General features: G+C 54.1%; 17 protein-coding genes and 7 pseudogenes. 5 read left to right on the top strand and 19 right to left on the bottom strand.

All coding sequences use genetic code 11. The features are described from left to right. Window positions 1–92 precede the first annotated feature (92 nt). Together ACWWJF_RS19160 and ACWWJF_RS19155 are read right to left on the bottom strand one after the other, a co-directional pair. Window positions 93–539, bottom strand: a pseudogene (locus ACWWJF_RS19160) (glutathione binding-like protein); the annotation flags it as partial. A 38-nt stretch (window positions 540–577) separates the two neighbouring features. Continuing rightward, window positions 578–1785, bottom strand: a protein-coding gene (locus tag ACWWJF_RS19155; RefSeq protein WP_455871153.1) for an IS3 family transposase whose coding sequence is annotated in 2 segments (ribosomal slippage) — window positions 578–1464 and window positions 1464–1785 — 1209 coding nt in all. Because the reading frame shifts where the segments join, the coding sequence is not laid out codon by codon here. Window positions 1786–2043: 258 nt separating this feature from the next. Between ACWWJF_RS19155 and ACWWJF_RS19150 the strand changes: the two genes are divergently transcribed. Continuing rightward, window positions 2044–2439: an IS4/Tn5 family transposase DNA-binding protein gene (locus ACWWJF_RS19150; RefSeq protein ID WP_455870318.1), complete on the top strand. Its 396-nt coding sequence runs from the start codon at window positions 2044–2046 to the stop codon at window positions 2437–2439. A 96-nt stretch (window positions 2440–2535) separates the two neighbouring features. Next, window positions 2536–3555, top strand: a pseudogene (locus ACWWJF_RS19145) (IS4 family transposase); the annotation flags it as partial. A 94-nt stretch (window positions 3556–3649) separates the two neighbouring features. Here ACWWJF_RS19145 and ACWWJF_RS19140 read toward each other — a convergent pair. From ACWWJF_RS19140 to ACWWJF_RS19125, 4 genes and pseudogenes are all read right to left on the bottom strand, one after another. After that, window positions 3650–4690, bottom strand: coding sequence for an IS481 family transposase (locus tag ACWWJF_RS19140; RefSeq protein WP_455868673.1), 1041 nt, complete (start codon window positions 4688–4690; stop codon window positions 3650–3652). A gap of 103 nt (window positions 4691–4793) precedes the next feature. Further along, window positions 4794–4943: pseudogene (locus ACWWJF_RS19135) on the bottom strand (glutathione S-transferase); the annotation flags it as partial. A 278-nt stretch (window positions 4944–5221) separates the two neighbouring features. Continuing rightward, the gene (locus ACWWJF_RS19130) at window positions 5222–6241 is read right to left on the bottom strand and encodes an IS110 family RNA-guided transposase (RefSeq protein ID WP_455870317.1); all 1020 of its coding nucleotides are present in this window, start codon (window positions 6239–6241) and stop codon (window positions 5222–5224) included. Between the two features lie 186 nt (window positions 6242–6427). After that, a protein-coding gene (locus tag ACWWJF_RS19125) for an IS5 family transposase (protein WP_455870316.1) occupies window positions 6428–7272 on the bottom strand; the annotation gives its coding sequence in 2 pieces (ribosomal slippage) (window positions 6428–6927 and window positions 6927–7272; 846 coding nt in all). Window positions 7273–7472: 200 nt separating this feature from the next. Between ACWWJF_RS19125 and ACWWJF_RS19120 the strand changes: the two are divergent. Continuing rightward, window positions 7473–8298 (top strand): annotated as a pseudogene (locus ACWWJF_RS19120) (hypothetical protein). Window positions 8299–8350: 52 nt separating this feature from the next. Here the strand turns inward: ACWWJF_RS19120 and yfcD are convergent. Continuing rightward, on the bottom strand, window positions 8351–8944 hold the full coding sequence (gene yfcD / locus ACWWJF_RS19115; RefSeq protein ID WP_455870315.1) for an NUDIX hydrolase YfcD: 594 nt from the start codon (window positions 8942–8944) through the stop codon (window positions 8351–8353). An 85-nt stretch (window positions 8945–9029) separates the two neighbouring features. Then, window positions 9030–9541: pseudogene (yfcE, locus tag ACWWJF_RS19110) on the bottom strand (phosphodiesterase). 81 nt (window positions 9542–9622) lie between these two features. On the opposite strand from yfcE, the gene ACWWJF_RS19105 reads away from it, so the two are divergent. Next, window positions 9623–10791, top strand: a protein-coding gene (locus ACWWJF_RS19105; protein WP_455868400.1) for an IS3 family transposase whose coding sequence is annotated in 2 segments (ribosomal slippage) — window positions 9623–9878 and window positions 9878–10791 — 1170 coding nt in all. Because the reading frame shifts where the segments join, the coding sequence is not laid out codon by codon here. Between the two features lie 212 nt (window positions 10792–11003). Here ACWWJF_RS19105 and ACWWJF_RS19100 read toward each other — a convergent pair. The 11 genes and pseudogenes from ACWWJF_RS19100 to ACWWJF_RS19050 all read right to left on the bottom strand — a co-directional run bounded on the left by ACWWJF_RS19100 (window position 11004) and on the right by ACWWJF_RS19050 (window position 22022). Next, window positions 11004–11573, bottom strand: coding sequence for a UbiX family flavin prenyltransferase (locus ACWWJF_RS19100; RefSeq protein ID WP_455870314.1), 570 nt, complete (start codon window positions 11571–11573; stop codon window positions 11004–11006). A 202-nt stretch (window positions 11574–11775) separates the two neighbouring features. Next, window positions 11776–13293, bottom strand: coding sequence for an amidophosphoribosyltransferase (purF, locus tag ACWWJF_RS19095; protein ID WP_455870313.1), 1518 nt, complete (start codon window positions 13291–13293; stop codon window positions 11776–11778). A gap of 21 nt (window positions 13294–13314) precedes the next feature. Further along, window positions 13315–13815, bottom strand: a complete 501-nt coding sequence (gene cvpA, locus ACWWJF_RS19090) for a colicin V production protein (RefSeq protein WP_455870312.1) — start codon at window positions 13813–13815, stop codon at window positions 13315–13317. Window positions 13816–14175: 360 nt separating this feature from the next. Then, window positions 14176–14865, bottom strand: coding sequence for a cell division protein DedD (gene dedD / locus ACWWJF_RS19085; RefSeq protein ID WP_455870311.1), 690 nt, complete (start codon window positions 14863–14865; stop codon window positions 14176–14178). After that, window positions 14855–16123: a bifunctional tetrahydrofolate synthase/dihydrofolate synthase gene (gene folC / locus ACWWJF_RS19080; protein ID WP_455870310.1), complete on the bottom strand. Its 1269-nt coding sequence runs from the start codon at window positions 16121–16123 to the stop codon at window positions 14855–14857. The genes dedD and folC overlap by 11 nt, the downstream gene beginning before the upstream one ends. A gap of 87 nt (window positions 16124–16210) precedes the next feature. Then, on the bottom strand, window positions 16211–17128 hold the full coding sequence (gene accD, locus ACWWJF_RS19075) for an acetyl-CoA carboxylase, carboxyltransferase subunit beta (RefSeq protein ID WP_455870309.1): 918 nt from the start codon (window positions 17126–17128) through the stop codon (window positions 16211–16213). Window positions 17129–17341: 213 nt separating this feature from the next. Then, window positions 17342–18015 (bottom strand): annotated as a pseudogene (locus tag ACWWJF_RS19070) (DedA family protein). A gap of 78 nt (window positions 18016–18093) precedes the next feature. After that, window positions 18094–18915 carry a tRNA pseudouridine(38-40) synthase TruA gene (gene truA / locus ACWWJF_RS19065; RefSeq protein WP_455870308.1) on the bottom strand — a complete coding sequence of 274 codons (822 nt, stop codon included), beginning with the start codon at window positions 18913–18915 and terminating at the stop codon, window positions 18094–18096. Continuing rightward, complete coding sequence (locus ACWWJF_RS19060; protein WP_455871172.1) at window positions 18915–19925, bottom strand: aspartate-semialdehyde dehydrogenase; 1011 nt, start codon at window positions 19923–19925, stop codon at window positions 18915–18917. The genes truA and ACWWJF_RS19060 overlap by 1 nt, the downstream gene beginning before the upstream one ends. Before the next feature lie 102 nt (window positions 19926–20027). Continuing rightward, entirely contained in the window at window positions 20028–21155 is a 1128-nt protein-coding gene (pdxB, locus tag ACWWJF_RS19055; RefSeq protein ID WP_455870307.1) for a 4-phosphoerythronate dehydrogenase PdxB, read from the bottom strand. A 90-nt stretch (window positions 21156–21245) separates the two neighbouring features. After that, the gene (locus tag ACWWJF_RS19050; protein WP_455870306.1) at window positions 21246–22022 is read right to left on the bottom strand and encodes an AraC family transcriptional regulator; all 777 of its coding nucleotides are present in this window, start codon (window positions 22020–22022) and stop codon (window positions 21246–21248) included. A 96-nt stretch (window positions 22023–22118) separates the two neighbouring features. On the opposite strand from ACWWJF_RS19050, the pseudogene ACWWJF_RS19045 reads away from it, so the two are divergent. After that, window positions 22119–22896 (top strand): annotated as a pseudogene (locus ACWWJF_RS19045) (DMT family transporter); the annotation flags it as partial. Window positions 22897–22944 lie beyond the last annotated feature (48 nt).

The raw sequence follows: 22944 nt of genomic DNA, 5'->3' as shown, positions 1-22944 counted from the left end.
CTAGGGTAACCCACTGAAGTGGTAGTACGCCACTTCAGTACCATCCCCTCGCAACGCAGGTTGCGGGGGGATTTTTTTTACGTCAATTCCGCTCACGCACGCAATTCGTCGTAGGACACCATCACATGTTTTTGAAAGGCTGGGCGTTGCATTAATTTTGCATAGTAAGCGCGTAGATGCGGTAAAGGCTTACGATTGATCCCAATATCGTAGTAACGATACAGCACATGGCCAAACTGAATATCAGCCAGTGAAAATGCGTCCCCAGCTAAAAATGGGTGTCTGGCAAGCTGCTGCTCGGCGATGTCGAACTTTTGCTCAAAAGCGTTAACAGCAGTATCGATCGCACGAAGGTCACGCTCAGCCTCTGGTGTACGCACCACACGCAAAAACACAGGGGCAGTAAATCCAAGCGCAATATTCAATTTTGCCCATTCAGCCCAGCGATCCACTTCCGTTCTTGCTAATAAATCCTCGGGCCAGAAACCGCCCGTTGCGTAGCGGTTCGCTAAATATCGCAGGATAGCGCCCGTTTCCCACTGATCTTGACCCACCATCTCCGGACAGCTTTTGTATCTTAAGTTAACGATGCCCGCTGGCGCCGATATTCTCTTGGGGAGTTGTATCCCAGCGCACTGTGCGGATGGTTTTCATTGTAATGATTGAACGCCGCTGCAAGATTCTTCAGCGCTGTTCGCACATCGGGTTTTGGCATGAAGGCGATGTAATCTTCCTTCATCGTCTTCACGAACCGTTCTGCCATGCCGTTACTCTGTGGACTGCTCACTGCTGTTGTGCAGGGCTCCAGATTCAGTTCTCTGGCGAACTTCCGCGTTTCATGCGCTGTGTACGCTGAACCATTATCCGTCAGCCATTGCACTGGTTTATCCGGCAGCGCGCTACCGAAGCGTTTTTCCACCGACCTCAGCATCACATCCTGCACGGTTGAACTGTCATAACCCCTGGTGCTCGCTGCCCAGTCTATGGCCTCCCGGTCGCAGCAGTCCAGTGCGAACGTCACCCGCAGCTTCTCGCCGTTGTCACAACCGAACTCGAAGCCATCTGAGCACCAGCGCATATCGCTCTCTGCTACCGCGATTTTGCCTTTATGCTCCCGCTTCGGACGTTCAGTTTTATCATGCAACAACAGCAGGTTATGCTCGCTCATTATCCTGTAAAGCCGTTTGGCGTTCACCGGTGGAAGTCCCTCTGCACGACGTTGCTTACGCAGGATACCCCACACTCGGCGGTAACCGTAACTGGGCATGTCGCTGATGATACGGAGGATGTCCGATAATATCTCAGCATCAGCTTCGTCATTACGCCGGTTGCTGCGCCTGTCCAGCCAGTCGGCAGAACGGTTAACCCGCAGTGACAGCTGCGCACGCGACACGCTCATGGCGCGGCTGACCAGAGCTATTCCCCGTCCTTTGGCAACAAGGGCGCGTGCGCTATCCATTTTCGCGACTGGCGGTACTCCACTGCTTCTTTGAGGATCTCAACTTCCATCGTCTTCTTACCCAGAAGGCGCTGTAGCTCCCGGACCTGCTTGAGGGCAGTCGCCAGCGCCGAAGCTGGAACCACTTCTTCTGCGGCCGCAACGGCGGTGAGGCTTCCTTCCTGGTATTGCTTCTTCCACTTAAACAAAAGGCTGGGCTGGATGCCATGCAGGCGGGCTACATGGGAGACGTTCATCCCCGGCTCCATTGTCTGCTGAATGATGGCGATTTTCTCTTGCGGAGTTTTACGCTTACGGACTTCTTGCCCTAACAGGATCCCGGTCATTTCAAAATTAGCATGATTGTTAGACATATATCTAAGCCTATCTCTTATCTGGAGATACAGCTACTGTCTGGTGTTACAGGGGGCTACATCAGCGCCCGTTTCCCACAGCGGTAGATTATCCCCATCCTGAAGCCACCTCGTTATACACAAGTCCGCAACGCCTTATATGCCAAGGGTTAGCGGGCTGAAATAGGCAGCCGGTGGGGTTGTAAATGAAGTGAAACCGACGTGTACTATCGCCATTTACGGCGCTGAAAAATGACACGGGATTCAGATGGCTGGGCACACCAAGAACTGGAAGGGGTAAATCTTGGTGACACGAGGCTCAATAAGCGCGCCAAAGGGCTTTTGATACGGCTGGCTGAGAATCCGCAAGCCAGCATTCCGCATGTGTGCCTCGGATGGTCTGAGACGCTGGGTGCTTACCGCTTCATGGAGAACCAAGCATTCGAATGGCGAGACATTCTGCAACCTCACTGGCAGCGTACGCAGGAAAGGATCCGAGAACACGAGGTTGTGCTGTGTATCCAAGACACTACCAAGCTTGACTTCAACGGGCAGCAAATCCAAGGCTTGAGTCATATCGTTATACACATCTTTCTAACGCACTGTTTAATCAATGAGTTACGGGTTTATCTCAGAGTGGCATTTTGAACCTCAAAAAGCCAATGGGATGGCTTGAATGCCTTAATTCACGGGGTTCTGAGCATCCTGTTCAAAAAATGGCCAAAAGATGTGTATAACGATATGGGCTTGAGTCCCTTGAACTACGAAGCCAGGCGTGGTCTGTACCTGCATCCGACCTACGCGGTCAGTCCGGATCGCGTGGGGTTGGGCGTACTGGATGCGTGGATGTGGGCAAGAGAGCCGAAGGATGCAGACGGAAAACGCGATGGGCTCAAGGAGAGTACGCGCTGGCTCGAGGGATACAAGCGAGTTGCTGAACTCGCCTCGGAGTTGCCAAACACACGTCTGGTGTACTTAGCCGATCGCGAAGCGGATATCAAGGCGTTGATGCAGCTCGCTGATGACCTTGGCACTCCGGCTGACTGGTTGATCCGCTCGACTCATAATCGCAGTCTGGACTGTAATGAGAAGCTTTGGCAGAAGGTTGGAAAGACCGTGCCGGTGGGAGAAATCCAATTCGTTATGGCGGCTCGCGCGGGGCAGAAGGCGCGTACGGTGAAACAGGCGCTGCGCGTGAAGCGAGTGTCGCTGCGTTGCGGGTTGGCAGTGACTTGTGTGATAGCCAAGGAAATTGAGCCGCCAGCAGGCGTGAAGCCGGTCGAGTGGCGGTTGCTGAGCAATCGCGTACCTGAAGGACGAGAAGATATCGTGGAGCTGATCGATTGGTATCGGGCTAGATGGGAAATCGAGATGTTCTTCAATGTGCTGAAGAACGGCTGCTGTGTCGAAGCGTTACAGTTATCGACCGTGGATCGCATTGAGCGGGCATTGGCGCTGTTCATGATCGTGGCATGGCGCATCGCCTATTTAATGCGTATGGGACGAACCTGTCCAGAGCTGGACGCAATGTTGTTCTTTGATTCCGACGAGACTCATGGCGCTTACCTACTGATGAACAAGCGTATGCCCAAGGGCCGCCCTAAGCTAAACGAAGTATTGCGCTTAGTTGCGCAACTCGGAGGCTTTCTTGCTCGAAAAGGCGACGGTGAACCAGGCGCAAAAACTATCTGGAAAGGCTTGCAGAAAGTCATGACGGCCGCCGAAACGCTACGCGCGCTCAGGCACGAACAGAGATGTGTATAACGAGGTGTCCTGAAGCACGGGAACGGTGCGGTTAGGTGTATTAGCTCAGACATGATCTGACAGTTACCGGTTATTTATACAGGTGTCTGTCAGATTAAATCTGGTTCAGATTTTTTTCTGCCCAGACTCGTTTACCATCAAGTAACGTGGCCATTGGCGTACGCCCGCAGCACATTTTACCCTGATGAGTTCGCTCATTATTGTAATGCCACAACCAGTTGTCCAGATCCTTTTGTAGACTTTCTAGGTCCTCGTATAACGTCTTACGGAACGCAACCTGATAAAAATCCTGCAAAATAGTTTTATGGAAGCGCTCGCAGATACCGTTTGTCTGCGGAGACATCGCTTTCGTTTTCGTATGGTCTATATCGTTGATAGCCAAGTACAGCTGATAGTCATGTTGTTCCACTTTACCGCAGTACTCCGTCCCCCTGTCCGTCAGTATTCTTAGCATTGGCAGCCCCTGAGCTTCGTAGAACGGCAGCACGCGATCATTGAGCAGGTCGGCGGCAGAGATCGGTGCTTTACTCGTGTAAAGCTTGCAGTGCGCCACTTTCGAGTACGTATCCACGAACGTCTGCTGGTAGATACGGCCAACACCTTTCAGATTACCCACGTAGAAGGTGTCCTGCGACCCCAGATAACCCGGGTGAGCAGTCTCTATTTCACCACAGGCTTCGTCGTCGTGCGCCTTCTTCTCCAGTGCAGCGATTTGAGCATCAGTAAGTACGATGCCTTCTCTGGCAACTTTTTCCTCAAGTGCCTTCAGGCGCTTACGAAAGTTTTCCAGATCGTGTCGTTGCCAGATGGAGCGCACACCGCTGCCAGAAATGAAGACGCCTTTTTTACGCAGCTGATTACTGGTCCGGTGCTGGCCATGAGCCGGGAACTCAATGGCGTAATCAACAACCGCACGTTCAGTGGCTTCATCAGCACGGTTTTTCAGGTTGGGAACCCGGCGGTTTTGGTTAACCAGAGCGTCAATGCCGCCTTCTGCCGCCAGTTCCTGATAGCGATAAAACGTGTCGCGTGACACCCCCATGATTTTACAGGCTTTTGATACGTTACCGAGTTCTTCGGCGAGATTGAGCAGGCCGGCTTTGTGTTTGATGATGGGATTGTTAGTATGAAGCATGAGAGTTACCTCGTGTTTTGTATAAGGATTCGACACCCATATCAAAACCGGTAACTCTCAACCTTTCAAGGTCCAGTGTCAGATCAAGTCGCGACTAATACAGGTTAGGGTTGAGCGCGTAAAATGCCGCTGTATTGGTTCCTCCGTATCGGTGTCCTATATCATGTCTGACAAACTGCAAGCCAAGTTCACCGACGCACCACATCAACGCTTGCACATTGGATGAGGTTTTCCTTCCCCAGATAACCAGCATAATATTTTATATGAACGCATCCCGTTTGCAAGGCATCCATTATTTTGACATTGACGGGTAGGTTGCAGCTTTATATCCGGCTTTTTTGCAGCCATAAAGCTGCGAGCCCCTATGTAATCCGCTGACTCACGCCTCATTTCCTTAGCGAGCTTTAAGCTCAAAAAATCATTCAGGTTTAGCGAGTCCCGGTCTTACCTGTCTTTGTCATCACGCTGGCCACCAGAGCAACCTTTTTGCATCCACCCTTTTTAAGAGTAAATAGTTATCGGTATCAGCGATTAATAGGGCCTGATACTGACATGATTTTTATCGTACTTACGCTCATGGGCGGCTAGCGCCCACACAGTTCGCGCCAGCTTATTTGCCATCGCCACGATAGCCACACCGGTCGGACGCCGTTTTTTAAGTTCCGTTATCCATGGCCCAGGCCCTTTAGCAACTAACGAAGCGGCTCTTGCCCCATGGATAAACAGCGTTCGCAGATAGGTGTCACCACGTTTGCTTATCCCCAGCAGCCGAACTTTCCCCCCGGAACCCGTCTGCTTCGGCACCAGACCGACATAAGCAGCGAACTGTCTGCCGGATTTAAACGCTGAGGCTTCCCCCATGGTGGCAACTGCCGCTGTGGCGATTAACGGCCCCACGCCGGGAATTTCCATCAGCCGTTTACAGGTTTCGTTCTGCCGGGCCACGCTGTTAAGCTGTTTTTCAAGGCCATCTATCAGCATGTCCAGCTCATTCAGTCTGTTGTACTGGTCTTCCAGCACGGTGATGAGATACGGCGGCAGCTTCGTTTTCAGCCGCTCCAGTGCAGCCGGTAGCTCCCTGTCCATCGCTGCCCGACCTTTATGGATGGTTTCGCCAAACTCCAGTAATGTTCCGTGCAGCGCGTTAATCTGTGCAGTTCTGAACTTCACCAGTTGTCTGCGTGAACGGTGCAGAACCAGTACCGATTGCTGTTCTTCCGTTTTTACGGCTATCGCCTTGCCTGGCTGCTGTACCGCCATCCAGATAGCGCGGGCATCCATGACATCATTCTTGTTGCCCATGACGAACGCCTTGACGAACCGTCCCTGCATCAGCCGGACTTTATGCCCCAGCTTTTCCAGTTCCCGGGCCCAGTGCTGAGAGCCTCCACAGGCCTCCATGCCAATCAGGCAAGGCTCCCGGTTACTGAAGAACGTCAGAAAATCCTTGCTGCGCAGCTGCTTGTCCACCACTTCACCTGTGTGCTCATTGACGAAGTGAACCTGAATCAGATGCTTTGCGATATCAACGCCAACCGGTGTATATTTCATGCTGTGGAGTCTCCAGTCTGAGGGAGCTTTATGCATCCCGTATTGGGCACCATGATGCCGGAAATCTGCGAGGCTCCACACCTGCCGACTTCACTCTTTCAACCATCATTCTGCTCCGCGCTTAAAGAGGTGGGATGCGTTCATTACATTTCCTTTTATTTGACCGATATATCTAGGCAGTGTCCCTTAATTACATAACCTCTGGTAAAACAGGCGGATGCAGCCCAGTTTCAACATTGCCAGATAATTCCTCGCCGTTTTGTCGTAACGTGTCGCAATGCGACGGTATTCTTTCAGAAGGCCAAAGCACCGCTCAACAACGTTCCGATTGCGGTAGGCGTCACGATCGAGCTTTGAACGACCATCCACCGCCATTTTTTCAGTGGATTTTCGGGGGATGACAGTTTTTATACCTCTGTTTTTCAGCTCGTTACGTAATACATGCCCGGAGTACGCCTTGTCAGCGAGTACCGCATGACCACGGCGTTTCATACTGCCGTTCTGGCGTTGAACACCAATACCGTCCAAAAGACGTAGTGCAAACTGACTTTCATGAGCCTGACCGGGGCTCAACACGATGTTTAACGGAAGACCACTTCCGTCTGTAGCCATATGGATTTTGGTGCCAAAACCACCTCGAGAGCGACCCAGCCCATTATCTCCGGTGATATCGGGATGTTTTTTTGAGCACCGGCAGCACATTTCAGCGCCCTGATATTGCTACCATCCAGCGCAGTCGCTGACCAGTCCACGAGGCCATGGGCATCAAGTGATGAAAGTAACTTATTGAAAATAATGTTAATGACTCCCGATTTTGACCATCGGTTAAAGCGGTTATAAACGGTTTTCCATGGGCCGTATCGCTCAGGTAAATCACGCCATGGGGCACCAGAGCACAGCCCCCAGAACATGCCATTGATAATCATGCGATGCTCAGCCCATGGGCGTCCGGCCTGTGGTGTTGCTGGTTCAGCAGGGAGTAAGGGCTGGATGATAGCCCATGCTTCATCGGGAAGGTCGTAGCGAGCCATAGTTCAAAATGATGTAGAAACAAACAGTTAGTATAACTCATGGGATTAAGGGACACAGCCTAGTGTAACCCGATGATTATCGGCCAGTCGGTTTTCATGGTAAGGTCTATTGACAGCGTACACGCAGACAAATAATCTCGAAATAAACAGAAAAACAACATATTAGCGCTTCGCTATTCACTTCGTAAGGAACGCACAGCATGAATCTGGTTCACTGTCTCGGCAAGCAGACGCTGGGGGTTTTAGCCTGCTACCAGCAGGGAAAGGTGGTGATGCACATTTGCGGCGTCTACCCGCGCACTAACAATGCACTGCGGGTTTTCTTCCCTAAAGGCCACGCGCTGGCCGTCGGTGATTTCGCCACACTGCATCTTGATAATCGCACCGGAGTGGATCAATTTGATGCCAACATTTTCGTTTATCGCGCCTCTTACAAAGGGCGCGTGGCGGAGGTGGATGAAGATTGGGTGCTGCTGGAGCCGCGTGAGTGCCAGGTGATGTATGGGCTTAGCTGCGTACTGGATATCCGCGCACCAGACTATCGCTATCCTCAGGATACGCGGGAAGAACGCGCGGTGGCGTTTACGCCACTTAATGGGTTGCCAGAGACGGAACACCATGATTTCAAAAACAAGGTAGGCGTGCTGGTCACTATGGCGCAAGAGCAACCCCATACCACGGTTCTGGCGTTTCTCTCTTCGGTGGACAATGATGTGTTTCTTATCACCTTCCCTGAGACGTTCAAATCCCGGCAATTCAAACGCAACCCACACTGTTTCTTTGCGATGGATGAACGCTCACACTACACCTTTGAACGCGCTATTGAGTGGAACTACACCTTGATTGAGGGCGAATGCCTATCTGATCCCGCCACACAATCCGCTGTTCGAACAGGTACGCGAGGCGTTCATTCACAAAAATCCGTGGGAGATGGCATTCTTCCTGCGTGAGGATCTGGAGATGTACCACATCAAGAGCCGTCAACTGGTGTGTCCCGGCTCGCGACAGGCTGTCGTTGCCGCATAATGGTCTGTGCTGCGGGCCACCACTGATAGCCCCGCAGCACAGCCTAATCCAATTACTCTTCAGCGTCGTCCGATGCGGCAACCTCATCATCGGTTTTCACTGGGTCACGCGTAATGGGTTTGCCGTAGCTTTGCTCGTTGTAACGGCTCATCCACAGCGACAGGGCTTTGAGCGAATCCGGCGTGAACTCATCGCAGCGTGCCGTGACCTCCTGCGGTGTCATCCAGCACACCTCGGCCACTTCCTCTTCCTGCAAGGCAAACGGGCCGTGGGTAACGCAACTGAATAACGCCCCCCAGACACGACAATTGTCACCGTCAAAATAGAACAGGCCATGATCGGCAAAAGGCACACCGGCAATGCCCAGTTCCTCTTCCGCTTCACGACGGGCCGACTCGAGCATGTGCTCGCCGGTTTGCACTACTCCCCCGGCTGTCGCATCCAACCAACCAGGGTAGAAATCTTTTGTTTCGGTACGGCGTTGAACCAGTATTTTTCCCATGCCGTCATGAACAACGATATAGGTGGCGCGGTGACGTAAACGTTGAGAGCGCATTTGTTGGCGGCAGGCCTGGGCGATAACGTCATTGTTCTCGTCAACAATATCCACCCACTCGGTCCCTGCCGCTTGACTTTGCTCCACCATCCTCTGAACCCTTCAGTATTGGCGCGTTGCGACGCGCGTCTGTTTTAAACGTACTAAGCGTTAGTCGTGCAAGATCGTTGATAACTTAGTGACTAATAGTCACCTGTGCAATAGGCTCGCCACCCATTAACGGTAAAACTTGAAGCTCCCCCTGTGACAACATGCCATAGCTGGGCACATTGCCCCCCTTTGGCAAGCTGACAGAGCCCGGATTAAAGCAGTAGATCTCCCCCTGACGCTCAGCCACGGGAAGGTGGGTGTGCCCATACACCAGCACATCGCCTGCCTGCAACGGCGGAAGATGCTGAGGATGGTAGAGATGACCGTGCTCAGGAAAAGACGCTGCTGCGGCAACAGCACCTGCTGCCACGGTGCTGTGATCGGAAAGTCGAGCAGCATCTGATCCACTTCGCTATCACAGTTACCGCGCACCGCCACAATTTGACGGGCAAACGCATTCAATCGGCTCGCCACATAGGCAGGCTGATAAGCCTCCGGCAGTGGATTGCGCGGGCCGTGATTGAGGAAATCCCCCAAAAGAATCAGCCACTCGGCGCCGCTGCGGGTAAAAATATCGAGTACCCGCTCCGTCGCCATTAGCGAGCTGTAGTGGCACACTGATACTGGCCACCTGATCGGAGGTGATATGCTCACCTCATCAACACGACAGGTGACCTCATGGGTAAACATTTTACGGCGGAATTTAAGCTCGAAGCCGCAAAGCTGGTTGTCGACCACGGCTACACATACGTTAAGGCCGCAGAGGCGGTTAATGTCAGCCATTCTGCCATTAGTCGCTGGGTCAATAAGCTTCGCCTTGAACGACAGGGAAAAACGCCAACGGGACTTCCTCTTACCCCTGAACAGCTCGAGCTGCGTGAGATGAAGAAAAAAGTCCAATGCCTTGAAATGGAGAACGAAATCCTAAAAAAGGCTACGGCGCTCTTAATGTCGGACTCACTCAACGGTTCACGGTAGTCGACAGGCTGAGGGCGCGATACCCGGTCACGGCGTTGTGCCAAACTTTTGAGGTACATCGCAGCAGCTACAGGCACTGGCAGGCTTCCGCTAATGAACCCGACGGTGAGCGCGTGGTTAAGTGTAGTCGCGTCATGGAAGCCTGGAACGCCAGCGGCGGCTCTGCCGGCGCTCGAAGTATCGCGACCATCGTCACCGGCAGCTCTGGTGTCAAAATGGGGCGCTGGCTGGCTGGCAAGCTGATGAAGGAGCTGGGTATCGCCAGCTGCCAGCGACCGGCTCACAAATACAAACGCGGCGGCAATGAACACGTTGAAATACCGAACTATCTCAACCGCCAGTTCGCGGTTACCGCGCCGGATCAGGTCTGGTGCGGCGATGTGACCTACATCTGGACGGGCAAATGCTGGGCTTACCTTGCGGTGGTGCTAGACCTGTTCGCCCGCAAACCGGTGGGCTGGGCCATGTCGACGTCGCCGGACTCGGCGCTGACAGTTAAAGCGTTGCAGATGGCCTGGGAACTCCGGGGACAACCAACAGGAGTCATGTTCCACAGCGACCAGGGCAGCCACTATACCAGCCGTCAATACCGGCAAGCCCTGTGGCGCTGCCGGATAAAGCAGAGTATGAGTCGGCGGGGTAACTGCTGGGATAATGCGCCAATGGAGCGGTTCTTCCGCAGCCTGAAGACAGAATGGGTGCCGACAAAGGGTTACAACAGCTTCAGCGAAGCCCAGGACGCGATTATCCGCTACATCACGGGGTATTACAGCGCTATCCGGCCTCACTGGTATAACGGCGGCTTAACTCCAAACGAATCTGAGCGACTGTTCTACATACAGTCTAATGCGGTGGCCAATATTAGTTGACCACTACAAGATCAGGTGATGATGAGTGTGTTGATCAGGAAAGAGACGGCGCGCTTCCCTGGCAACATTTTGGTGCAAATCAATCAACATTTGCACCATAACAACGCATCATCGCTTAAGCGTAGTGCAAACCTTGCGCAGACAGGCAAGAAAGCGAGGGAAAAGATGAGAGGAATTGCACCTGATTGGTGTGTTTTTACGGTTGGGCGGCGTTAACTGCCCTGCCAGCGTGTGAACAGAGCTTCAGGCAACGTAATATCAAACTGATCGAGTACACGGTTGACCGTTTGATCCACCACGTCTTGCAAGGTTTGCGGACGGTGATAAAACGCGGGAACGGGCGGCATGATCACTGCTCCCATTTCTGCGGCTGCAGTCATCAGGCGCAGGTGCCCGAGGTGCAACGGGGTTTCACGCACGCACAACACTAACGGGCGACGCTCTTTTAATATTACGTCTGCGACACGAATCAATAAGTTATCACTGTAGCTGTGCACAATCCCTGAAAGGGTTTTGATGGAACAAGGGAGAATTACCATTCCCGCGGTACGAAATGAACCGGACGACAGCGAGGCCGCAATGTCACGACTGTCATGCACCACGTCCGCCAATGCCTGCACATCGCGTACGCTGAAATCACTCTCCAGCGTCAGCGTTTGTCGGGCGGCCGGGCTCATGATCAAATGGGTTTCCACGTCGTCCAACGGTTGTAACACCTGTAACAGGCGCACGCAATAAACCGCGCCGCTGGCACCGGAAAGTCCAATGATGAGTCGTTTCATGCCAAACCTCGAGATGCTGCTGTGCAAAAAGGATTACGGGCAGACTTTGCCTTATCCCCGCTCAATAAGCAACAAAGGGAGACGCTTACGCACCTCCCTCTGATGTTGCTCACAAGTCAGTCATTCCCGCGCAGGCGGGAATCTCTTACAGAAGGAACCTGTTTCTTCGCACAGGGATCCCCAGCTTTCGCCTTGAATGACATCAGCCTTCGTTATGCAGCTCCAGATCTTCGACTTCGTTCTGGCTGCGCAACGCTTTGGCATCGTCATTACGCAGCCCTTCCAGATAGTCGAGATAACCCTGATCGACATCTTTGGTCACGTAGATACCGTTAAATACCGAGCATTCAAACTGCACGATATCCGGGTTTTCTTCCCGAGCAGCGGCGATCAGATCGTCGAGATCCTGGAAAATCAGGGCATCAGCACCGATAATCTTGCGAATTTCTTCCACTTCGCGGCCATGGGCAATCAGCTCATTGGCGCTCGGCATATCAATACCATACACGTTGGGGAAACGAATTTCCGGCGCGGCAGAGGCCAGATAAACGCGGCGTGCACCCGCTTCACGCGCCATCTCGACAATTTGCTCCGAGGTGGTGCCGCGCACGATGGAGTCATCCACCAATAGCACGTTTTTGTCACGGAACTCGGCGCGGTTGGCGTTCAGTTTGCGGCGCACCGAGTTTTTACGCTGTTCCTGACCCGGCATGATAAAGGTACGGCCAACATAGCGGTTTTTCACAAAGCCCTGGCGGTACGGCTTATCGATAATGCGCGCAATCTCCAAGGCGATATCGCAGGAGGTTTCCGGGATAGGAATTACCACATCGATATCCAGATCTTCCCACACGCGGGCAATCTTATCGCCCAGCTTTTGGCCCATGCGCACGCGGGCGCTGTAGACCGAAATTTTGTCGATAAAAGAGTCCGGGCGAGCAAAATAGACATACTCGAACAGGCATGGATTGCTTTTCGGGTTCTCGGCGCACTGGCGCGTAAACAATTGCCCTTTCTCAGTGATGTAAACCGCCTCTCCCGGCGCTACGTCACGCAAGAACTCAAAGCCAAGGGTATCAAGCGCCACGCTTTCCGAGGCCACCATATAATCGATGCGGCCATCGGCCAGTTCGCGCTTGCCGATCACCAACGGACGGATACCGTTTGGATCGCGGAAAGCGAACAAACCGTGCCCGATGATCATCCCAACGCACGCATAGGCACCGCTAATCATTTTATGAGTGGCGGCAACGGCGGCAAACACGTTGTCGGCATCCAGCGGGTAGTGTTGGAAACGATCCAACTCGCAGGCAAAGATATTGAGCAGAATCTCGGAATCTGAGGTGGTGTTAACGTGGCGACGCCCTTGCTCAAACAGCTGTTTGCGCAGTTCATGAGCGTTGGTCAGGTTACCGTTGTGCGCCAGCGTGATGCCAAACGGGGAATTGACATAAAACGGCTGGGCCTCCGATGCGCTGGAGCTGCCTGCGGTAGGATAACGCACATGCCCCACGCCCATATTGCCTTGCAGGCGCTGCATGTGACGCGCCTCGAATACGTCCTTCACCAGGCCGTTCGCCTTACGCAGGCGGAAGCAGTTCATGGGGTCGATGGTGACGATGCCTGCGGCATCTTGTCCACGATGCTGTAACACCGTTAACGCGTCATAAATCGACTGGTTTACCGGTGTAAAACCGGCAATACCGACAATACCGCACATGTTGTCTTTTCCTCATCAGCGCTACCGCAGCTCTATGTGCTGCGGTAAGAAACTTGACGTGCTTTGCAGGTAGTCGAAAAACCACCTGATGATATAGCTAAACTGCGGGATAAGCTGAGACCGTTTCCAGTCGTCGCTTTGTGAAAAACCGGTAAAGGTATCCAAAAAGAACAGCAAAGCAGAGACAATCAACACACCGCGCAATGCACCAAAGCAAATGCCCAGTACTCTGTCGGTGCCTGAAAGCCCGGTTCGTTCAACCAGTGAACCAATCACATAGTTGACGATCGCTCCCACAATCAATGTCGCAATAAACAGAATGGCGATGGCAAGCCCGTTGCGCACCAGCTCGTCTTCAACACGCGTGAAATAGACCGACAGGTATGGGTAATAATGGCTGGCAACAAAGAATGCACTGCCCCAGGTGATCAGCGAAAGCGCCTCACGAACAAAGCCCCGGATCAAACTGACCAGCGCTGAGAAACCAATAATGCCAATGATGACGTAATCAACCCAAACCATGAATTCTCTCACTCACGAACGATGCCAACACAATCTCTCTCACACCAGCAGTAATTACCGCCAGCTCAAGAGAGCGTAGCGCCGCTCATCATCCTGTTCGCGGCGCATTCTAACAGAAAAAGAAAACGTTTGCGTAGCCTATTTCCCAACGATTTCACCGATAGGTGAATTTGCTGGCGGCGTACTGACAAAGTCACTTTTCTTCCTCGTCATCCTCCGCGTAAGCGGAGGATCTCCCACAGAAGCAGACGTGACTTCTGCAAAAGATTCCCGCCTGCACGGAAATGACGCGGTGGGCGGGGATGACCATTTTAGTAGGCTTTACCAACAACCTCAGCGGAATTAGCCCTCTGGCAACCCTTAACGTGCGCTGTAGTTCCTGACCTGCCCAGTCAGCCCACTCAGTTGTTGCAGTTCGCCGAGGGCAGACTGTAATTTCTGTTTTGACGCATCCGGCCCGACGTAAATGCGGGTTATCTCCCCCGCGACGGGTGTCGACGGCACCGTGTAGGCGCGGTATCCCGACAGGCGCAGCTTGGCAACAATTTCATTCACCTTATCCGCATTTTTCAGTGCGCCCAGTTGTACCAAGTAGGCTTGTCCTGCGGGCGCGGCTTCCGGCTTCACTTCCGGTTTAATTTCTGGCTTCGCCTTGGGTTTGGTTTCCGGCTTCACGTCCACTTTAGGGGGTACCGGGCGCGCTGCCACAGCGGGCGGGGCAATTTCTATCGGTGCGGAAGACGACGGTGGCGTACTGCTCGGCGGCACCTGCATAGTGCCATCATCCTCAGGTGCAGTCACACCGCCCTGAGCCGGTTGTCCTTGCATCGCCTGCTGTGCCCCTTCCGGCGGCTGACTGGGCAACGACTGATTCAGTGAAGGCAGCGATTCGGCCTCCGTACTGTCACCCGGCTTTGGCACCAGCGGGATCGCGGCAAACTCATCTTCGTAATGTTTCTTTTTGCCGTCCAGCAGCGCTGGCAGCACAATAACGCCCAAAGCCACCAGAATAATGGTGCCGACCAGACGGTTTTGAAACTTACTTGCCATTCGACCCCCTCTCCTCCTGCGCTTCCATCACATGCGCTACCGTATGAAAAGATCCGCACACCACGACGGTATCCTGCGTATCTGCATCTTGCATCGCCTGATGCCAGGCGGTCGCGACATCCTTAAACGACCGGCAGCGCTCCAGGTGGGCCGCTATCAATTCAACGCTGGCACCACGTGGCCCCTCCAACGGGGCGCAATACCATTCATCCACCACGGGCTTGAGGTGCGCCAGCGTACCGGGAATATCTTTATCGGCCAGCATACCAATCACCGCACGTACTTTGCCCGTTTTTGGCAACTGCGCCAATCGCCCGGCCAGATAGGCTGCTGCATGGGGATTATGTGCGACATCCAGAATCAGTTTCGGCTGTTCACTCACCGTTTGGAACCGGCCCGGTAACGCAACGCGACGCAACCCCTGCTCGACAGCCGCCAGAGAGACATCAATCGGCCCCTGGCGCAACGCGGCCAGCGCCGTAGCAGCATTGGGCAATGGCACGTTCGGCAGCGGCAGCGTCATGCGCTCTCCGTCAGCCGATTGCCAATACCAGCCGTCGCCTTCCAGCGCAAAGTGCCAATCACGACCACGCCTGAACAACAATGCCCCTTTCTCTTCGGCCACAGCAGCAATAGAGGCGGGCATATCCGGCTCACCCACCACGGCAGGAGTATTACCGCGGAAGATACCGGCCTTTTCGCGACCAATACTTTCGCGGTCATGCCCTAACCAGTCAGTATGATCGAGCGCAATACTGGTAACCACCGCCACGTCAGCATCCACAATATTGGTGGCATCCAGACGCCCACCTAACCCGACTTCCAGAATCACCACATCCAGATTTGCCTGCCTGAACAGATGCAGTGCCGCAAGGGTGCCAAACTCGAAATAGGTCAATGAGACATCGCCACGCCCTGCCTCGATCTCGGCAAACGCCTTAGTGTGCGCGCTTTCCGGCAATTCCTGGCCTTGGATGCGCACACGCTCGGTATAACGCAGCAGATGGGGAGAACTGTAAACACCGACACGTAAACCCGCCGCCATCAAAATGGCTTCCAGCGTACAACAGGTAGTGCCTTTTCCGTTGGTACCCGCGACGGTAAACACCGTTGGGGCCGGACGCAGCAGATGAAGACGGTCGGCAACCTGTTTAACACGCGTCAATTCCATGTCAATGGCAGTGGCGTGCAGGTGCTCCAGATAATGAAGCCACGCGGCCAAAGGCGACGTGGCTTGGGGAATGAGAAGATTTTCCATGGTCCCGTTCACTGGCTTACGGTTCATTGATACAGGGTGCACAGAACGGCCTAAGGACAATCCTGCTGCACCCTGTTCACGTGTCACTTATTGCGCATCATCCTGCGGTTCAGTGGTCACTTCCGGCGGACGAACCTCAGCGGTGTCCACCGGCTCGGGGTGGTTGGTCAGCCGAGACAGTATGCTGGCTAGCTTAAAGCGCATTTCCGGGCGGCGCACGATCATGTCAATCGCCCCTTTTTCCAGCAGAAATTCACTGCGTTGGAAACCTGGTGGCAATTTTTCACGTACCGTCTGTTCGATAACGCGCGGACCGGCAAAACCGATTAGCGCTTTCGGTTCAGCAATATTCAAATCGCCGAGCATCGCCAGACTGGCGGAAACACCGCCCATGGTCGGGTCGGTCAAGACCGAAATATAGGGCAGACCGCGCTCGCGCATTTTTGCCAACGCTGCGCTGGTTTTCGCCATTTGCATCAGCGACATCAGCGCTTCCTGCATACGCGCACCGCCGCTGGCGGAGAAACACACTAGCGGACAGCCATCTTCCAACGCCTGCTCAACCGCACGCACAAAACGCGCGCCGACCACAGAGGCCATGGAACCGCCCAGAAAGGCAAATTCAAAGGAAGCAGCAACCACCGGCATGCCATACAACGTGCCTTTCATCACCACCAACGCGTCTTTTTCGTCAGACTGCTTTTGTGCAGCAACCAGACGATCTTTGTATTTCTTCGAGTCTTTGAACTTCAGCGCATCCTTGGGCTCCAGCTCACTACCCAGCTCAACCACGCTATCCTTATCCAGAAACGCATTCAAGCGCGCACGGGCAGAAAGTCGCATGTGGTGGTCGCACTTGGGACACACCTCAAGGTTACGCTCCAATTCAGCGCGATAAAGCACCTGACCACAACTGTCACATTTGGTCCATACCCCTACAGGAATATTGGCCTTGCGGGTCGGTGTAATGTTGCTCTTGTTAAGAATTCGTTCAATCCAGCTCATTGATAACCTTTCTGCTTGAACCTGGCCGTGGCCAGTCCGCTCTGCCCCGTCACTACGCCCGTTTACCGCAGCCTGAACCGGTGTTTTCACCCGTATTGCAAGGCACCGATAACGCAGGTCGTCATCAGGGACAGACCATAAATGCCGCTAATTAAACCATAACACTCCGGGACTGTGGATAGAAAACTGGTCAAACCGGAGCGATTACCGCGTTTATTCTTGTGAACCCGACGCACTCTTCACCCGGGCCGCCGCTCGTCTATGCCGCCAGATTTCAATGATTCCTGGCAAAATAGAGATGAAAATAATCCCGACAATCAATAACTTCAAGTTTTCTTGCACAATCGGCAGGTCGCCGAACAGGTAACCTGGTAAGTAAACAGTAATGCCCCTACCACATTATAGAGAGCAAAATGGTGGTAGCGCATATGACCCATACCGGCGACAAACGGCGCGAATGTTCTCACAATCGGTACGAAGCGCGCCAGAATAATCGTTTTACCGCCGTGACGGGCATAAAATTGATGCGTTTTATCCAGATAACTGCGGCGAAAAATTTTCGAATCGGGGTTACTGAACAGCTTTTCCCCGAACAAACGCCCGATGGTGTAATTGACCGCATCTCCCAGTATGGCCGCCACAACCATCAGCGCCACCATAGTGTGTACATCCAGATCGTTAGTGGGCAACGCCGCCAGCGCGCCGGCGACAAACAACAGGGAATCCCCCGGCAGAAATGGCGTCACCACCAGACCTGTTTCGCAAAACAGGATTAAAAACAGAATGGCATAAATCCAGACACCGTATTGCGCAACCAGTTCCGCAAGGTGAACGTCAATATGCAGAATAAAATCGATGATAAAGCGTATAAACGCGACAAGTTCCATCATGTGCATGTTTCACGGCGCAATGCCGTGAGAATCCTCTAGTGTTTAGCGTGGTGCGATACAACTGTCCGCCACGGGTCAATCTTCCAGAAACAGCGGGCCCATTGGCGCAACAGGCAGTTCGAAACGTGCCGGATAACCTACTGCTACCAGATAAAGACCGTCGGCGCGCGCAGTGGCGGCAGCCAGAGTGCGATCTTTAGCCGCCAGCAGTTCGGCTATCCAGGATTCAGGCTGATTACCGCATCCCACTTCCATCAGGCTACCAACAATATTGCGCACCATATGATGAACAAACGCATTAGCTTTAATATCTACCACGATGTAAGCACCATGACGCGTAACCTTTAAATGATTTACATTGCGCCACGGCGTGCGCGATTGGCATTGCACGGCGCGAAACGAGGTAAAATCATTCTCACCCAGCAGGCTTTGCCCGGCGCGTTCCATGCGCGCCGCATCCAACGGGAAGTGGAACTGCGTTACGCCACGCGCCAGTACCCCCGGGCGCAGGCGATGATTATAGATAAGGTACCGATAACGACGTGCCGTGGCGCTGAAACGTGCATGAAAATCATCATCGACGGTTTTCACCCAGCGCACGGAGATATCTGCTGGCAAATGGGCATTGACGCCCATGGTCCAGGCGGCATCTTTGCGCTGAGCCTGGGTGGTGAAGTGCACCACTTGTCCGGTAGCGTGCACGCCAGCATCGGTTCTACCGGCGCAAAACACTGTAATCGGCTCATCGGCCACTTTACTCAGCGCCTGTTCCAGATGCCCTTGCACGCTCTCTACTTCAGCCTGACGCTGCCAGCCATAATAGCGGCTGCCGTCATACTCAATGCCCAGCGCCACCTTGATACCAGCAGACTGCTGCGGCAAATTACTGTCTGACATTACCCCAGATACTCCTGCACCAGCCGTTCTGCCGTTTCCACCGCCATCAACGCGCCGCCGAAGCGTACGTTATCCGCAACCGACCAGAATTGCAGCAGTTCGGGAATGCCGTAATCATTGCGCAGGCAACCAATCTTGAGCTGAACGTTGTCAGAAGCATCTTCCACTTGCGTCGGGTAGTCGTCTTCATCGCTGAGCTGAACATCTTCAGCGCGTGCGAGTTCATCCCGGGCTTCCTCCGCAGACAGCGGTCGTAATGCCTCAAGATGCACGACTTGTGCGTGGCCGTAAAACACCGGAGCCTGTAAGCAGTTGACGGAGATAGGCAGCCCTTCGTCCTGTAACACCTTACGCACTTGATCCACCAGTCGACGCTCTTGTGCCACACTGCCTTGCCCATCCGCCAGAAACGGCAGCACATTAAACGCCAGCTGTTTGGCAAACAAGCCCGGTTCCGGTGGAATGCCGTTCAGCAAACGGGCACTCTGCCCGGCCAAATCGTCTACCGCCACTTTGCCCAGCGCAGACACAGAGAGCAGATTGGTGACGTGAAGACGTGACAGCCCGGCTTGCTCGATCAGCGGTTTAATAGCCAGCAGCAGCTGACTCACCAGACTGTCTGCCACCGCGACGATATTGCGATTACGGTAATCCGCCAGCACATGGGTGTTGACCCCCGGCACAACCAACGGGACATCCGGCTCCAGCGCGAACAGATCGCTGCTATCAATCACCAGGCAACCTGCGTTACCAGCTTCTTCCGCATAGCGTGCGCTCGTTTCGCTGCCCGCGACAAAGAAGGCCAACTGTGCCTGAGACCAATCAAACTCGGCCGCATCCTCGACTTGCCAGGATGTGCCGTTGATCCTCACGGATTCCCCCACGCTGCGTTCGCTGGCGAGCGGATAGAGCGTGCCTACGGGAAACGCGCGCTCTTGCAATAACTCCAGCAGCGCCGTTCCCACCGCACCCGTTGCGCCCAATAGAGCAATATTCCAGCCGTCAGACATGTGGTGTTCCCCCATTCGTCAATACCTCTTGCTCGGGCGATATATCGCCACCCGAATACCCTACGCTAAAAACGTCGTATTTCATGACTCCCTCTCACCGTATTACGGCAAGACGGCAGTGAAACCCAATGCATTCAGACAGGCCACACTGGACTCATCAGAACAAGTGACACGCAGCGAAGACCATTCGCGGCGCTCCTGATAGTGTTTACGCAGACGATCAAATCCGCCAGCTTGACCCGCAGACTGGCGCAACAGCGTATCGTCGCGGCGTACATCATACACCAGATGCACCAGACGCTTCAGCAACGCTTGATCGAGAGGGGCCGTTACGTGCACATCCGTGATATCCGGGGCAGGCAACAGCGATGACAGCGGCACTTGCTGAGGCTGCCCGAGAAACTGGCACAACGCCTCAAACACTTGCGTGGTACCGCGCGCCTTGCCTTCCAGCGAATAGCCAGCAATATGCGCCGTACCCACGTCCGCACGCGCCAGCAAATCCAGCGAAAGCCCCGGCTCCGGTTCCCACACGTCCAGCACCACGCGCAGATCCTTGCCTTGCTGTAACGCCCGCAGCAGGGCTGCGTTATCAACCACTGGCCCGCGACACGCGTTGATCAAAATACGGCCTGCGGGCAAGGCGGCGAGCACCGCGTCATCAATCAGGTGCAGAGTGTTATCTGGGCCACCCTTGGTCAAGGGCGTATGCAACGTGACAATATCCGCGTCACGCAACAGCGCATCCAGCGGTAAAAAGGAGCCAACATCCCCCTTGCGGGCGCGAGGGGGATCGCACAGTAACGTCTTACCCCCCCAGGCGTTGAGGCGAGCCTGCAAACGCCGTCCGACGTTGCCCACACCGACAATCCCGACGGTTTTGTCGCGCAACTGAAAGCCATCTCGCTCCGCCAGCATCAGCAGCGCAGAAAAAACGTATTCCACCACCGCGATGGCATTGCAACCCGGCGCGGCTGAAAATCCGATCCCCTGCTCACGCAGCCAGGCCTCATCCACGTGATCGGTACCCGCCGTGGCGCTGCCGACGAAGGTCACGCCCGAATCCGCTAACAGCGCGGCGTTAACCAGCGTGACGGAGCGCACCATCAGGGCGTGTGCCTGTGTCAACGCCTCAACGGGCAACGGCCTTCCCGGCACGGCCACTACCTCACCCACGCGGCTGAACAGCTCGCGCGCATATGGCATATTCTCATCAACCACAATTTTCATGTACGACCCCGGTCAGGCAACGCTTGCAAGAAAAACAGGGGCACTATTTTGCCACCGAATGGTGAAGAATCCCAACGCTATCCCCATCGATTAAGGTCTGGTTCGATACCCTTCCGGCGTGGACCCACTTTGCTGGCGAAACATGGCGATAAACGCCGATGAAGAGCTGTAGCCGACTTCCAGCGCTACAGACTGCACGCTCATGCCCTGACGCAACAAGGCCAACGCTTGCAGGTAGCGTAGCCGTTGTCGCCACTCGCTGAACGACATACCGAGTAATGCCTGACAGCGCCGCGACAGCGTGCGTTCCGTGCTGTAGACCTCAGTTGCCCATTGCGCCAGCGTACGGTTATCCGCCGGGCACTGCTCCAGCGCATGCAACACAGGAGCCAACAGGCGATCGTCGGTTCCTGGCAAGTAATTGCGTTGGCGCGGCGCCACCGTCATTTGATCGCACAACACACGACACAAGCGCAGGTCGGGTTTATCGTGAGGGATCAGTACGTCGCGCGCGAACAAATCATCCTGAATCGCCTTAAACAGCGGGCCAACCTCAAGCAGGCACGGCGTTTCGGAAAGTTCTGCATACCAGCGCGCATCAAAATTGATGGTGCGAATGGTGGCCTGACGTTGGTTGTAGCAAGCGTGCTCAACCCCCTGAGGCAACCAGATAGCAAAATGGGTCGGCGCCCAAAAACGCTCCTGTGCGAGACGCAGTACCACAACGCCAGAAACCACATACAACAATTGCCCCCACTCATGACGATGAGGCAGGTATTCCGTATCCGCGCTAACCGCTTCGGTACGCAAAAACACCCCATTCGGCGGTATGCCTTCAGGACGGTAGTAAGAACGTTGTCGCGTCATGTTGTCTGTCTTGCCATTCAGGATGTCTTATTTTCACTATATAGAACAAACCCGCCTGTCGTAAACTGACTTACCACGTTAATGAGAATTGTTATCATGCAACTGTTATTCCCCCTTATCGCCGTCTTGTTTTGGTCATTTAACGTGATCGTTAATAAACTTTCCGTTGGTGTCATCGATCCAGCAGCGATGTCATTCTACCGCTGGCTATTGGCTCTGCTGGTACTGACGCCCTTTATGTTGCCTCAGTTGCGACGACACGCGGGCACCATCAGGCTACACTGGGGAAAATTGCTGTTTCTAGGGTTTCTCGGCATGGTACTCTACCAAAGCATGGCCTACTATGCCGCACACAGCATCAGTGCGCTGATGATGGGCATTATGGTTTCGTTGATCCCCTTGCTCACGGTATTGATCAGCATTCCGTTGCTCGGCGTGGTGCCCACCTTGAGCTTACTGTGCGGCAGTCTGCTCTCCTTTTTCGGCATCAGTTGGCTTATCAGCGGTGGACATCCGACTCTGATTCTGGCGCAGGGCATCGGGCGCGGCGAGGTAATGATGTTTATTGCTGCGTTAGCCTACGCCTTGTACGGCGTGTTAACCTAAACGCTGGTCCATTGCTCTGCCCACCTGGGTGTCGCTCTACGTGCAGATTGCCTTTGGTGTCGTGCTGTTGCTGCCGAACTTATTGTTGGCACAAAGCATTGCCCTGAACGCGCAAAATCTACCGCTGGTACTGTTCGCCGGTATTTTCGCCTCGATCCTTGCTCCGTGGATGTGGATCGTCGGGGTGATGCGCATCGGGGCCAATAACGCCAGTATTTTCATTAATCTGACACCGGTGTTTACCGCACTGATCGCCGTCACGTTGCTGCGGCTTTGTTGAATAAACAGATTTTATGCTACCAGCCCAGTAAAACGA

This window comes from Symbiopectobacterium sp. Eva_TO, from assembly GCF_053848865.1.
Note: the sequence above shows the minus strand (reverse complement) of the source record. Positions and strands in the feature narration are given on the sequence as shown.